10 protein-coding genes are annotated in these 14,624 nt (G+C 39.5%); 9 read left to right on the forward strand and 1 reads right to left on the reverse strand.

What is annotated here, in order from left to right; all coding sequences use genetic code 11:
- The first annotated feature begins 75 nt into the window (after positions 1 to 75).
- The 5 genes from IQ31_RS25100 (at position 76) to IQ31_RS25120 (ending at position 7,864) form a co-directional block, all read left to right on the forward strand.
- Complete coding sequence (locus tag IQ31_RS25100; RefSeq protein ID WP_145330954.1) at positions 76 to 1,971, forward strand: AsmA family protein; 1,896 nt, start codon at positions 76 to 78, stop codon at positions 1,969 to 1,971.
- Positions 1,972 to 2,149: 178 nt separating this feature from the next.
- Complete coding sequence (locus IQ31_RS25105; protein ID WP_244294576.1) at positions 2,150 to 3,940, forward strand: TrkH family potassium uptake protein; 1,791 nt, start codon at positions 2,150 to 2,152, stop codon at positions 3,938 to 3,940.
- 109 nt (positions 3,941 to 4,049) lie between these two features.
- Positions 4,050 to 4,736, forward strand: a complete 687-nt coding sequence (locus IQ31_RS25110) for a potassium channel family protein (protein ID WP_046673051.1) — start codon at positions 4,050 to 4,052, stop codon at positions 4,734 to 4,736.
- Between the two features lie 3 nt (positions 4,737 to 4,739).
- Positions 4,740 to 5,060, forward strand: coding sequence for a YbjQ family protein (locus IQ31_RS25115; protein WP_088163334.1), 321 nt, complete (start codon positions 4,740 to 4,742; stop codon positions 5,058 to 5,060).
- 323 nt (positions 5,061 to 5,383) lie between these two features.
- Entirely contained in the window at positions 5,384 to 7,864 is a 2,481-nt protein-coding gene (locus IQ31_RS25120; RefSeq protein WP_145330956.1) for a YfhO family protein, read from the forward strand.
- 29 nt (positions 7,865 to 7,893) lie between these two features.
- On the opposite strand, the gene IQ31_RS25125 is transcribed toward IQ31_RS25120, so the two are convergent.
- Entirely contained in the window at positions 7,894 to 8,490 is a 597-nt protein-coding gene (locus IQ31_RS25125) for a ribonuclease HII (RefSeq protein ID WP_145330958.1), read from the reverse strand.
- A gap of 269 nt (positions 8,491 to 8,759) precedes the next feature.
- Between IQ31_RS25125 and IQ31_RS25130 the strand changes: the two genes are divergently transcribed.
- The 4 genes from IQ31_RS25130 to IQ31_RS25145 form a co-directional block, all read left to right on the forward strand.
- The gene (locus IQ31_RS25130) at positions 8,760 to 11,597 is read left to right on the forward strand and encodes an outer membrane beta-barrel protein (RefSeq protein WP_145330960.1); all 2,838 of its coding nucleotides are present in this window, start codon (positions 8,760 to 8,762) and stop codon (positions 11,595 to 11,597) included.
- A 227-nt stretch (positions 11,598 to 11,824) separates the two neighbouring features.
- On the forward strand, positions 11,825 to 13,054 hold the full coding sequence (locus IQ31_RS25135) for a M16 family metallopeptidase (protein WP_198386004.1): 1,230 nt from the start codon (positions 11,825 to 11,827) through the stop codon (positions 13,052 to 13,054).
- A 220-nt stretch (positions 13,055 to 13,274) separates the two neighbouring features.
- Positions 13,275 to 14,165 (forward strand): ACP S-malonyltransferase, encoded by an 891-nt coding sequence (fabD, locus tag IQ31_RS25140; protein ID WP_088163329.1) that lies wholly within the window; start codon positions 13,275 to 13,277, stop codon positions 14,163 to 14,165.
- 167 nt (positions 14,166 to 14,332) lie between these two features.
- The coding region (locus IQ31_RS25145) for a transposase (RefSeq protein ID WP_145330962.1) at positions 14,333 to 14,624 on the forward strand (292 nt) is incomplete at its 3' end.

A 14,624-nucleotide genomic window follows, 5' to 3' on the forward strand; every position in this document is an offset into this window, starting at 1 on the left:
ATTCAAACAAAATGGGCTTAATTTTGTTTGTTATTCAATAAAATAAAGACGAAATTACAAAGAGATTGTGACTTTATGAAGCCTATTTTCAAATGGATCCTTGGTATTGTAGCGTTTATCCTATTGGCATTGGCTGGAGGTATTTGGTATTTTAGCAATAAGTGGAAGCCTCTTTTAGATACTAAAATCAAACAGCTGGTGTCCCAAGCAACGGACAATTTGTATACTATTACATACGACGATATCCACGTCAACCTATTATTGGGTAATATAACAATAGACAATCTGCATCTCGTGTCAGATAGTTCCATCTATAAAAAGTTGGAGCTGGTCAAAAAAGCGCCAGATAACCGTTTCGAAATTTCCATCAATAGGTTGAAAATAAAAAGCTTTGGTATTCGAAGGGTATTGATGGATAAGGAGCTTTTCCTGAATGATATCACCGTCGAAAGACCAACGATTCATGTCATTAATGAGGTACACCGTTATAATGATACGGTGAGTCGGGGATCTAAAAAACCACTGTACGAGAAAATAAAGGACAATCTGAAAAAAATTCAGGTGCGGGCCGTCAATTTGAATGACATCGATTTTAAATATACGCAAGTCCAAAAAGGGGTTTATCAAGATTTCGAGGTCAAGAAGGTCAAGGTCCGGATAGATGATGTTTTGATCGATTCAACTTCTGAGCACGACAGGCAGCGCTTTTATCATACGAAAATGATTGATATTGAGGTGCCTGGTTTTACCTATAAAACTCCGGATGGGTTTTATAAAGTAAACTTTGATCAGTTGAAAATCAATAGTAAAAACCGCAATGTCCTCTTGACTAAAGTTGCTTATCAGCCGACGCTGAATAAGGCTGCTTATTACCGGAAGAAAGGTGAAGGTGGAAGCTATATGGTGCTGAAAATGGATACCCTGCTTTTGACGGGATTCAATTTTGCCGAGCTTTCTCGTGATAAGAAAATATATGCACAAAATGCACGCTTAAAAAATGGTTCTCTTTCGATTTATAGTGATAAACATTATAAAAGCCCACCAACCAGTCAGATTGGAAATGCTCCGCACATGAAATTAATGCAGATGTCGACACGCTTGGGAATTGATTCATTAATTTTAGATAATATAGGAATTACGTATGCTGAAATGAGTGATGAGTATAGTCAAATCGGTACCATTACTTTTGATCACACGTATGGTACGATATTGAATGTGACAAATGATTCGACAAAATTGCTTAAGCAGAAGCTCATGCGTGCAAATTTGAGCAGCAATTTTATGAATGCGGGCAAGCTTTCTACCAACTTTGTTTTTGATATGACCTCTAAAGTTGGAGCCTACACCTATAAGGGCACACTTGGGAAAATGGATCTAACGGTCGTTAATAAGATGATCCGGCCATTGTTAAATGTTGAGGTTAAATCGGGCAATCTCAGTCAGATTACATTTGACATATGGGCTAACGATTACCGTAGTAAAGGAACCTTTAAAATGGATTATGATGACCTCAAAGTTAATATCCTGTCGGAGCCAGGTGATGATGGTCGTCGAGAAAAAAAGGGGCTGCTGTCTTTTATGATTAATCAGGTGTTGTTTAATCCGGGCAATCCGGATTTATACGGTAAATATACGGTGGGGCATATTAACAAGCGTCGGGATCCCAATCATCCGTTTTTTAAAGCGATGTGGCAGACTTTGTTGGTTGGAATTAAACAATGTGTCGGCCTTGGTCCAGAACGGGAGGCTAAACTGATGAATACGGCTGGAAAAGTTGAAAAAGTCGTTGAGGGCATCAGCAAGGCCAAGAAAATGATTTCAAGTATATTTAAGAAACACAAAACTCCTGAGGAGTTGCTGAAGGAAGAAAAAGAAGATGAGGCCAAAGAGGCGGCAAAGATTGAAGAGAAGCGGAAGCGTGACCGTGAAAAAGCTGAAAAGGAACTTGAGAAAGAAGGAACGGGAAATTGAGGATCCGTTTCACGTGGAAAGGTTCCCGTTTGGTGCCGTTGCCGATATTTTTTAGAAATGGTAGAGGAAGTGATGTACTGTATTTATAAAACCTCATTGCCGGCTTCGTTAGCGCGCCAAAAAATACAACGGAGATAGATTTACATTTATTGACAGATTTATCTTAGTTTGAGACATTATGATAGATTCGATTTTAAGTTTTATCCGGTTTGTTTTCAAATATAAAAATGGGCTTGTAGACAAAATCATGTTCTATGTGAGCATGATTTGCGCCGCAATCGTTATTTTTAATGTGGGCTATGTTACTGATCCTGCATTGGGGAAATTGCTTGGTAAAACAATTCATTATCTTTTCTTTGTCCTCTTTTTCATGATTGCTCTCCGCGAGTCATCTTCCATTTATGCACTCAAAAAAATTGCTGTTGAGCATTACTCGGGCTTAGTTATCCTCATCTACTTTGTATTTATCCTTATTGCCCGTTTTGCAGGATTTGGAGCGCTTTCTGTTTTTTCAAGAGAACAGTGGGTTTATCTAGGAATCTATCTTATTTTTATCGCGGAGCTATCGAAAAGTACGCTTTTCTTTGACAATTTTTATTTTAATCCGACAATATTATTTGTCATCAGTTTCCTGGTTCTTATCTTGCTCGGAACCGTACTCTTGATGCTGCCCCGTACCACGGTAGAAGCTCCGTTAAGTTTTGTGGATGCTTTATTTATGGCAACTAGTGCTGTTTGTATCACTGGCTTGTCTGTTGCCGATATTTCAACCAATTTTAGCATGTTCGGACAAACCGTGGTCATTGTTTTGATACAGGTTGGCGGATTGGGTATTATGACATTTACAGGTTTTTTTGGCTATTTTTTCTCTGGCGGATTTTCTTTTAAGAATCAATTGATGTTTGGTGAAATTCTGGGTGAAAATAAAGTGGCCTCTGTCATTAAAACCCTATTGACCATGATATTTATTACGCTGCTGTTTGAATTTCTTGGAGCTATACTGATCTTTAGTACCTTAGAAAGTGCTAATTTTCCAAATTTAGGGAGTATGGTTTTCTTTTCGATCTTTCATTCCATTTCTTCATTCTGTAATGCTGGATTTTCGATCTTATCTGGGGGTATTACCAATGAAGCCTATAAATTCAATTATCCATTCCAGCTGGCGTTATCTTCGCTTTTCATTCTTGGTGGTTTGGGGTTTGGAATTGTATTGAATTTCTACACCTATATTAAAGAATCCATATTGCTTTATTATCACCGATGGATCACAAAGAAAAACTATAAGCATAAAGCATGGAGCTTTAGCTTTAATTCTAAATTGGTGCTGGTCTGTAATGCGATTATTATTGTAGGTGCAACTTTGTTTTTCTACTTTTTGGAGCGAGGGAACACCCTTTCTCTTGAAAGGGGAATCGATGGTGAATGGGCAACTTCCTTCTTTATGGCCAATGCAGCGCGTTCAGCAGGATACAATAGTGTTGATTTGAGTTTTGTCGGGCCACCGACTGTTTTTTTGATTATGCTGCTGATGTGGGTCGGGGCTTCTCCCGGATCTACTGGTGGGGGAGTAAAGGTAACTACCGTTGCTGTTTCACTGTTGAATATTGTTTCGCTGGCTAAAGGAAAAGAATATATAGAGATTTTTAAAAGGCGAATAGCCGGCGAATCTGTTAACAAGGCTTTTGCGATTATTTTATTGTCGTTTTTTGTGGTTGGATTCAGTTTTTTTGTGCTCATTTTTACTGATCCCGATAAGAGTATGAAAGCACTCCTCTTTGAAGCACTATCAGCCTATACAACATGTGGATTAAGTTTGGGGATTACACCCTCGCTCAGTATGGGGGGAAAATTAATTATTGCGTTGACAATGCTTGTTGGACGTGTTGGGATGTTGACGCTATTGGTAGCTTTTATTAAAAATACAACCCGGAGAAATATTGTATTTCCGGAAGAAAAGATCTTGTTTTAAGCAGACAAGTGACCGTTTTGGCTAAATTTGATGGCTTTATCAGCGGAATATGAGCATATAAATTGAAAGATAGCTTGGAAATAAAGGTAAATTTATTTTAGTTTGAGATATGAAGTATATTGTTTTAGGATTGGGGCATTTTGGACGTTCTTTAGGGGTACATCTTACTGAACTCGGGCATGAGGTGATTGGTGCCGACCGAAATCTCAGTATCGTTGAACAATTAAAGGACAAGATAACGCACACGGTATGCCTAGACACCACCGACCGAGAAGCGGTATCGTCATTACCGCTTAAAGATGCTCATGCTGTCATTGTTGCAATTGGAGAGGATGAGGGAGCTTCGCTCATGACCGTAGCGCTCTTAAAACAGTTGAAAGTTAAACGCATCATTGGTCGTATTGTTTCAGATTTACAAAAAACTGTGTTGGAGGCCATGGAAATCAATGAATATATCATGCCGGAAGAAGAGGCTGCTGAGCGTTTGGCAATGCGTTTAGACAATATTGATATCGTCGATTCGTTTAAAGTCTCGGATAAATACTCTATTGTGGAGACTAAAGTTCCGGCGCGTTACGTGGGGATGACCTTGCGTGAAGCGAACCTGACGAATTTATACAAGGTGATCGTCTTAACCACCGTGAAAATTACAGAAATGAAAAAGGATGGTGTGACTAAAGAACAAAAAGAAGCTTCAGGAATTGCCGCATCGGAAACGATCATGGAAGAGGGTGATATTTTGGTTGTTTTTGGTGAGCTATCCAATATTAATAAGTTAATTCAAAAAGGAGAATAAAATATGTTATTGACAACAACAGGTACTATTGAGGGGCACCAAATTGAACGCTATTTGGGAATAGTCTCTTCCGAAGTGGTTCTGGGGGCAAATGCAATCAAGGATATGATGGCGGGTTTTCGTGATTTTTTTGGCGGAAGATCCAATTCTTATGAACGCGCATTCCAGGAAACACGTGAAGCTGCGTTGCGCGAACTTGAAGACCGAGCACGCGCATTGGGTGCTGATGCGGTCGTTGGGGTTCGACTAGACTTTCAAACGGTAGGAACGGGGGGAATGATGATGGTAGGCGCAACGGGAACGGCCGTAAAAATGAAATCTTAATTACCTAAAGCCCTAAATAACATTAGGGCTTTTTTAGTGCTTAAAAGACATGACATTGATCGATCGTATTTAATACCTATTATAAACTTTCTGTTAACAGGACACTGAGCGATAATTATAATTGTATATAAAAACAAATTTATCTAAGTTTGGCTTTTAAGACTTTTAAACAACCTAAGAAGGTAAATGAAATCATCGAGTTTTATCAAACCGCGTGTAATGTGTTCATAAATACAACGAAAGGCAAGTTATGAATGAACGATTATTTGGTAAGTTGAATAAAATAGATATATTCATCACCTTTAAATGACAAATTTATACGGATGAAAAATTGGTTTAAGGCGAATTCGGCACATTTGATCGTTATTGCGATATTCATTGCGCTCGTATTTTTTTATTTTACCCCTGTTTGGCAAGGAAAAACGCTGGCGCAGTCGGATGTGGTACAAGCGCAGGCGGCACAGAAGGAATTATTTGATTTTAAGGCAAAGGATGGTAAAGCGCCCTTATGGACTAACTCTATGTTTGGCGGGATGCCGACTTATCAAATTTGGCAAGAAAATGAGAATAACATTGGTACTTATTTCTTAAAAGCGGTTAAGTTCGCCTTTCCGAGCCCAATGGATACGGTGTTGTTTTATTTGCTGGGGGCTTATTTTCTTTTCAGTGTCTTACGGATCAAACCCTGGCTTGCTGCGGTAGGCGCAATAGCCATTGCGTTTACATCCTATAATTTTATTTATATTGAAGCTGGGCACATAACAAGGGCTAATGCAATTGCATTTATTCCACCCGTTATTGCTGCGGTTATTATGTGTTATCGGGGAAGTAAATTGTGGGGCCCTGTATTATTGGCGCTGTTTCTTTCGCTGGAGATCCGTGTAAATCACTTGCAGACAACCTATTACTTGTTGATAGTTCTGATGGTATACGTGATTTTCACTTTCGTAGATGCAATTAAACAAAAACAATTAAAAGGTTTTTTTATTGCTTCGGGTAGGCAGATTATCGCAGTAGTCATCGCTTTGATGGTAAATGCATCTATTTTATTACCAACTTGGGAATATAGTAAATTAAGTACGCGTGGACATGCCAATATCACGAAGGTTGATAACAACACCACCAAAGAGAAAGGGCTTGATAAAGAATATGCCTATGAGTGGAGCCAAGGGATTGGTGAAACCATTACCTTTTTGATTCCAAATGCCTATGGTGGTTCAACTGGCGGACAATTGGACGAAAAATCACATGTCGCTAAGTTTTTGATGGAAAAAGGAGGGATCTCCGAGGTTCAAGCTGGGCAGTTTGCAGAAAGCATGCCAACCTATTGGGGTGACAAACGTTTCACTTCGGGACCATGGTATTTTGGTGCCGGTGTTTTTTTCCTATTTGTTTTAGGCCTTTTTATTGTCAAAGATCGGATCAAGTGGTGGATTTTGGCAACCACCATCTTAGCATTGCTTTTGTCATTCGGAAAAAACTTTACACTTGTATCGGATCTGTTCTTTGACTATTTTCCGATGTATAATAAGTTTAGGGCTGTTGAATCTATACTTGTTTTGGTTTCCATTACAGTGCCTATGATGGCAATTCTGGCTGTCAACGAGCTTTTGACACGGGCGAAGGAGATTCCAAACTTAGATAAAAAAGTGCTGTATACTTTTATTGGTGTCGGCGGAGTCTGTCTTTTGATTGCTGTAATACCAGATCTATTTTTAAACTTTAGAAATGCGGGACATGGCAATTTGATCGAAATGTTAGAGCGTAACGTAGGCGATAAAACTTTTGCGACCGAATTAGCAAATCAATTGGTCTTAGATCGCAAAGATATCGCAAGCAAAGATGCCTATCGCTCTTTTTTCATTGTCCTCTTAACTTTCGGATTCGTTTGGGTCTTTTTAAAGAAAAAGTTGAGTGAGGGTGTACTACTTGGGGCTTTGTTGGTCTTGTTCTTGTTTGATTTATGGAGTGTAGATAAGCGCTCCTTGAATGACAAATCTTTTATGGAGAAAGGGGCTACAGCACAGCAAGTATTCCAACAACGTGAAGTGGATCAATTGATCTTAATGGATAAAGATCCAAGCTACCGTGTACTAGACTTGACTTCGGATCCGTTTTCGGATGCCCGCCCGTCCTATTTCCACAAATCTTTAGGAGGATACCATGCTGCAAAATTAATGCGCTTCCAGGAAATTTTGGAAAATCAATTTAATGGTGCCCTTAATGAAGATGTGTTGGATATGTTCAACGTACGTTATTTGATTACGACAGATCCTCAGAATCAGTCGCAACGTATTGTAAGAAGAAGTACAGCGGCAGGAAATGCTTGGTTTGTGGATCGGGTAAGTTTTGTGAAAGGAAATGCCGAGGAGATGCAAGCAATCAGTTCTTTTGATCCACATAAGGAGGCGTTTGTGAATCAACAATATCAAAATGAGATTAAGGCTAAAACTTCGAATGCTTCAACGACAGGGGAGATTAAGTTGACATCTTACCATCCGGATAAAATGCAATATGAATATACGGCTGCCAACGATGCCTTTGCTGTATTTTCTGAAGTATTTTATGATAAAGGATGGAAAGCCTATGTGGATGGAAAGGAAACGCCAATTATCCGTGCGGATTATATCCTAAGAGCACTACAATTACCTGCGGGAACGCATAAGGTAGAATTTGTTTTTGATCCAGAGTCACACAAATTTGGTAATTTATTGACATTAATCTCGTCTATTGTTCTTGTATTGGGAATAGGAGCGGCGATATATTTCTCCTTTAGAGGGAATAAAAAAGAAACAGCGGCTTAGTTGCTGTTTCTTTTTTTATTGTGTGAGCTTTAGAATAATTTGAGCTGCGGATCGGTTATTCTAAAGCTTTTTCTATGATGTGGAGTGGAGCCGTGTGCCAATACAGCTGTTCTGTGCTTAACTGTCGGATACCCTTTGTTGTTGAGCCAGTCGTAATCGGGATAATCCAAGGCGATGTTGTCCATGTATTCATCCCGGTACGTTTTAGCTAAAATAGAGGCCGCAGCAATGGATAGGTATTTTCCATCCCCCTTCACAATACATGAATAAGGTATCTCTTGGTAAGGAATAAACTTATTCCCGTCAACAATAATATACTCGGCTTTGGTCTTTAAGAGATCAAGTGCCTTATGCATCGCCAGGTAGCTCGCATTGTGGATATTTATGCGATCTATTTCTTCTGCTGAGACGCTCGCAACGGCATAAGCAAGGGCTTCGCGCTCAATGATGGGGCGTAAAGCCATCCTCTTTTTTTCACTTAGTTGTTTGGAGTCATTAAGAAGTTCGTGATGGTAGTCTGTGGGGAAAATCACTGCTGCAGCGAAAACTGGCCCTGCCAGACAACCTCTTCCCGCTTCGTCACAGCCGGCCTCTATCCACTGCTCCTGATAATATGATAATAGCATGTTCAGTTCTTTAAAATAGCCGAAAATACAAATAAATTTAGAGTTATCTATTGTAACTTCTGTGTGAATATCGACCGTTTACATTAATTAACACTAATAATGTCTTCTTTTGTAAAGATTTAGAGCGCTAGACTATTAAAACGTTGGAATAATTTCCATTAACAAAATAAAAGTTTGTTCTTGTCTAGGCCATATTGTTTCAAATTAAACTTGAGCAATAGTTTTAGAGTCAAAGATTTATCAATTATAGAAATATAAAAATACGTATTATGAGAGGCTTTGTGCTTTTTTTGTTTAGTATGCTGATGGGATGGACCGTTTATGGCCAGACGAAGAGCGTACAGGGAATGTTGAAGGACGACAAGAATCGAATTGTCGCCGGTGCAACAGTGAAATTAACGTCAAAATTGGATTCCATGACGACAGGATCTAATATGGCCGGGATTTTTATCTTTGATAAAGTCAAGGCGGACACCTTTAAAATTACGGTTTCAAACCTTGGGTTCGAACGTTTTGAGCAGGAATTTAGTATCCCTAAAGGCGAATCAAAGCATATTATTCCAAGTTTGACTTTACAACAGAACTCACAGATGCTACAAGAAGTTGTTGTTGATGGAGTCCCTACAGTCGTTGTCAAAAGTGATACCCTCGAATATACCATGAAAGATCTAAAACTCCGCGATGGCGCGGTTGCCGAGGACGCTTTGAAAAAATTACAAGGGGTCGAAGTCGATAAAGACGGCAATGTTACGGCACAAGGAGAGTCTGTTAAGCGGGTTCGTATAAATGGTAAGGACTTTTTTGGTGGAGATGTAAAGACAGCAACACAGAATCTACCGGCAAATATTATCCAAAAGATGCAGGTCATCGATGATTATGGCGATATGGCCAATGTCACCGGTAATAAAACGGGTGATTCAGAAAAAGTATTAAATATTCAGATAGACCCAAAATACAATACAGGACATATGACTACCCTACGGGCAGGCGTGGGAACCGAAGATCGTTACCAGGCTACAGGGATGTGGATGGGGATGCGCGAAGGTGAACAAATTTCTGTATTGGGAAATTTGAACAACACCAATGCACCCTTATTTGACTTTAGTACCGTTGGTGGCGGTGCGCGTCGTGGCCAGGGTGGCGGCGGCCGTCGCGGCGGCGGCATGTTTGGCGGATCGGACGGTTTAACTAAAATCGGTTCTATCGGGCTGAATTACCGTAAAGACTTTAATGATAAATTGACGGTTTACGGTAGTTACAGTTATAGCCATAGCAACAATACAACAATATCGCAGCGCTTTCAGGAAAATACACTACCTAATATCATGCAAACGGATAGTGTTCAATCTAATTCCAATACAGTAGGAGCAAGCCACCGTTTTGAAGCAAATGTTGAATGGAAGCCTACTACGAAAGACTATATCAAAATCTCTCCTCAGTTTGGTTACGACAATAGTGATGTAACGACAGGTACCAATTCGCTAACTTACCGTAGTAGCGTATTTAATAATTCACAGGCCCAAGATATTGTTGCAAATTCTACTGCACCGAGATTTGGAATTAGCGGATTGTACAACCATAAATTTAATGATAAAGGAAGGAATGTTTTTGTAAACATGAACTTCAATAATGCAAAAACAACGAAGGATCAGAATGCAATTTTAGATAGGCTATTGGCTGATCCCAACAATGCAAACGCTCCACTAGATTCGATCTATGAAAAGACGATTCTAGAAGCAAATAATAAAAGTTGGAATGGGGGCGCTTCGGTGAATTATACTGAACCTGTTTCTGAGAAGGGAAAAGTGGAATTTACCTACGACTTCAACAAAAATAAGTATGACAATTCGAACAAACAACAAGGGTTTGATCGCGATGGAAACCTTATTGCAGAAGATCCCAAGTTGAATTTTGATTATAATTATGATTATTCCTTCACAACACATAAAATCGGAGCAAACTATTTGTATAGTGGCGATAAAATAACCTATTCCATTGGAGCTGCGGCTCAGCCTTCTCAATTAAGAGGTGATGCGATCAGTTCAGGATTAGTGGTTCCAATTCATCGCAACAACATGAACTGGATGCCTATTGCACGTTTTGAATATAAATTTTCGAGACAGTCCAATATCTCTGTGAATTATTCGGGAACACCGAATGAGCCTTCAGTAACGCAGATCTTGCCGTTTGATATGAGTACAAACCGGACCAGTATCGTAATTGGTAATGCAAATCTGAATCCGGAATTTAGCCATCAATTGAATGTAAGATTCCGTCAGAATGATTTTCAAAAAGGAAACAACTTTTTTGCGTTCATTAATGCCGGTTTGACTAACAACAAAATTGTGAGCTTGAGCAAAAGCTATTTTGATGATCTAATGGATTATCAAACTGGCCAAACAAATTCGACGTTAGTTTCCGAAACCCGCTATTTGAATGAAACAAGCGATAAGCCATTTAATGTGAGTTCTTTCTATCATTATGGTAAATCACTGAAAGAAAAAACATATAATATTATGTTAATGGGGGGTGTGTCTTACAATAAAAATATTGGATATGTTTCCACAGAGAAAGATGATAACGTAGGTCAAAAGAACATCGCCCGGAATATTGTATTAAATCAAGGTTTAATGTTTAGATATAATCCTTCCGAGAACCTAGAAATCAATCCAGGGGTACGCTACCAATTTAATCATACAGAGAATTCATTGACAAATCGTACGACGAATGTCTCATCCTGGACACCAACATTGATTGGTTCTGTTAACATAACAAAAACAACCATTTTCGGAGCGGATCTATCCAAGCAATTCAACAGTGGTTATGGAGCCGGCATTAATGCAAATCCTTTCGTCATAAATACCTATTTGGAGCAGAAGTTCTTGAGTCAACAACGCGGTACTGTACGTCTACAAGCATTTGACTTGTTAAATCAACAAACGAATGTTTCAAGAACGGTGAGTGAGTCTATGATTACAGATAGCCGTACCAACCGTTTGGGTCGATATTTTATGATTCTGTTTACCTATAAATTCCAAAAATTTGCGATGGGAAATCCAGAAGGAGAGAATAGATTTCCAGGTGGAATGAGACCTCCGCGTATGTAATCTGATTCCTATAGGATATAAAAACGGTCATAGTGATTTCGCTATGACCGTTTTGCATTTAAAAATGCCTAGTTTTGTGAAGACTTCATATGCCCATACGATTTTGAAGATTGAGTAACGTAACAAAAAATGTAAGATTTTATATTTTTTGTTTTAGGGAAGACTGTCAAGGTTAATGGGCACAAAAAATAGATAAACTAAAAGAAGCTACAGCAAGTTTGTACTGCATGGAATACGAAATTATTAGACTTTCAAACGGAATACGCGTAGTATTTCAATATCAAAATTTACCGGTTACACATGTCTGCATGGTCATCAACGCGGGGTCTCGGGACGAGTCTGCTGGAAAGTATGGTGTAGCCCATTTTATTGAGCACCTTTTATTTAAGCGTACTGAAAGACGCTCTACACAACAGATTATAAATCATTTGGAATCCGTTGGCGGAGATTTAAATGCCTATACGACGAAAGAGTATACCTGTGTACATGCCTCTATTCTTCAGCCTTATTTAAATCGTGCGTTAGATCTTTTTGAAGATATCTTCTTTCATTCCACTTTCCCCGACATAGAATTGGATAAAGAAAAATCTGTCATTGTAGATGAAATGGCATCTTATCTGGATAGCCCGGAAGAGTCTATTGTGGACGATTTTGAAGATTTGGTTTTTCAGGGATCGGGTTTAGGGCATAATATTTTGGGCCTGGAAGATCAGCTTCTTGCACTGCAAAAGGGTGATATTGTCGATTTCATGCAGGCAAATTACGATACAAATGAAATGGTCATTGGTATCACGGGCAATTATACGCTAAAAGAAGTTGAGCGATTGTTGCACAAAGTGTTTGGGACCGTGCCTTCAAATACGATAGCACGTCTCCGCAATGACGTCAGACCACTTGTTGAACAGCATGTTGCCGTAGGCAAGCCGATCAATCAGGTGCATTATATGCTCGGTTCTTTAGCTTATAATTATCGAGATGACCGTAAGACGGGGCTGCTGCTTTTGAATAATATGCTTGGTGGAATGGGGATGGGGTCTATCCTGAATCTCTCCATACGGGAGAAATACGGAATAGCCTATACCATTGAATCTAATTATACTATTTTTTCGGATACAGGGTTATTTAGTATTTACCTCGGTACCGATGAAGAAAAAGTTGAAAAAGCTAAAAAACTCGTCTTTAAAGAACTTGCGAAGCTGAGCGAGCAACCGCTATCTGAAACTGCAGTGAAAAAGGCGAAGCAGAAATTTATTGGGCAGATTGCTTTGACCGAAGAGAACCGTATGAGTATGATTATCTCTGCCGCGAAAAACGTAATGGACTATGATCGTGTCATCTTATTGGACGAAGTAATTGAAAAAATTCAGGATTTGACGAATATAGGGCTGCTGGAAATAGCACAAGATGTATTTGATCCGAAGAAGATGTTGTCACTAAGTTTTGTTCCCGAAGACTGAATTTAAGGACCGATTTAGACCCTTCAGAGGAGATAAATAATATGAGACCGATGGGCCGACAATGGGAATAATAGCTGGCTGACATGAATTTATATTGCATATAAAAAGCAATTTATCTAAGTTTGCGCTTACGGGAATTCGTTCTTCTCAACCATTGACTGCCGAATGCAGATTCAATACCTATGGTAGCAGACAAATAAATGAATAAAAAATATAAGGGATGAAAACAGCATATGTATTTCCTGGTCAAGGGGCCCAATTTGTTGGAATGGGGCAGGACCTGTATAATTTAAATGATGAAACGAAAGCTTTGTTCGAACAGGCTAACGATATTTTAGGATTCCGCATTACGGATATTATGTTTTCCGGTACAGATGAGGAATTGAAACAAACGAAAGTAACCCAACCCGCTATTTTCTTGCATTCGGTTATTTTGGCGAAAGCCTTGGGAGAGTCTTTTCAGCCGGACATGGTTGCAGGTCACTCATTAGGTGAGTTTTCGGCTTTGGTAGCGGCCGGTGCATTGAGCTTTGAAGATGGCTTGAAATTGGTTGCACAACGTGCTAATGCGATGCAAAAAGCATGTGAGCTTCAACCTTCAACGATGGCTGCGATATTAGGTCTGGAAGATGCTATAGTGGAAGATATCTGTGCTCAGGTTGATGATGTCGTGGTAGCTGCAAATTATAACTGTCCTGGACAATTGGTTATTTCGGGATCTATTGAAGGCGTGGATAAAGCTTGTGCTTTATTGACTGAGGCTGGTGCTAAGCGCGCATTAAAATTAAACGTGGGTGGAGCATTTCACTCACCATTGATGGAATCTGCCAAAGTGGAATTGCAAGCGGCTATAGAAGCTGTAGAAATTTTATCGCCTAGCTGTCCGATCTATCAAAATATCGATGCCAAACCACAGACAGACCCAGCGGTTATCAAGCAAAATCTTATTGCGCAATTAACTGGCGCTGTACGGTGGACGCAGACAGTACAAAATATGTTGGCCGATGGTGCAACAGCTTTTGTAGAAGTTGGTCCAGGAAATGTATTGCAGGGATTGGTTAAGAAGGTAGACCGTCAAGTTCAGACTTCCGCAGCATCAGTGACCGCGTAACAAAATATTCAGTATAAAAAAGGAATTATTTTGCAGTGCCCTCAAAAAGTGTCCAACTTTTTGAGGGCATTTTTTATGAACGAAAAATCGAAATCACATCAAGGATTACTGTCCATTCCTGAAAAAGGTTTACAAAAACCGAATATTAAAATCTTAAATTTAATATTATGAAAAAGCGTATGACAAAACGTAAATCAGGGGGACAGCAAGTTTACAGTGATAGCTTCAAGATCCTCGTTTCCAGAGAATACCTTGCCGGCAAGCTGAGTTATTCGCAACTTGCCCAGAAGTACAATCTTCCGGGGGAAGCCACTCCGCGGTATTTTATGAAATGGTACCAGCAGTGGGAAAACAATCTGGAGCTGGAAGTTTCCCAGACTGTTGAGCCAGAAGACACTGGGGTGAAAAATGAGCAGGATCTCAGGGATGAACTCTTCCAGGCGAACCTCAAAATTACTG

The sequence above is a fragment of the Sphingobacterium siyangense genome, assembly GCF_007830445.1.
Classification (GTDB): Bacteria; Bacteroidota; Bacteroidia; order Sphingobacteriales; family Sphingobacteriaceae; genus Sphingobacterium; species Sphingobacterium siyangense.

Excerpts from the sequence above, each read along its gene's own strand:
- IQ31_RS25100 (WP_145330954.1), top strand. The coding sequence starts at position 76 with ATGAAGCCTATTTTCAAATGGATCCTTGGTATTGTAGCGTTTATCCTA.
- IQ31_RS25105 (WP_244294576.1), top strand. The coding sequence starts at position 2,150 with ATGATAGATTCGATTTTAAGTTTTATCCGGTTTGTTTTCAAATATAAA.
- IQ31_RS25110 (WP_046673051.1), top strand. The coding sequence starts at position 4,050 with ATGAAGTATATTGTTTTAGGATTGGGGCATTTTGGACGTTCTTTAGGG.
- IQ31_RS25115 (WP_088163334.1), top strand. The coding sequence starts at position 4,740 with ATGTTATTGACAACAACAGGTACTATTGAGGGGCACCAAATTGAACGC.
- IQ31_RS25120 (WP_145330956.1), top strand. The coding sequence starts at position 5,384 with ATGAAAAATTGGTTTAAGGCGAATTCGGCACATTTGATCGTTATTGCG.
- IQ31_RS25125 (WP_145330958.1), bottom strand. The coding sequence starts at position 8,490 with ATGCTATTATCATATTATCAGGAGCAGTGGATAGAGGCCGGCTGTGAC.
- IQ31_RS25130 (WP_145330960.1), top strand. The coding sequence starts at position 8,760 with ATGAGAGGCTTTGTGCTTTTTTTGTTTAGTATGCTGATGGGATGGACC.
- IQ31_RS25135 (WP_198386004.1), top strand. The coding sequence starts at position 11,825 with ATGGAATACGAAATTATTAGACTTTCAAACGGAATACGCGTAGTATTT.
- fabD (WP_088163329.1), top strand. The coding sequence starts at position 13,275 with ATGAAAACAGCATATGTATTTCCTGGTCAAGGGGCCCAATTTGTTGGA.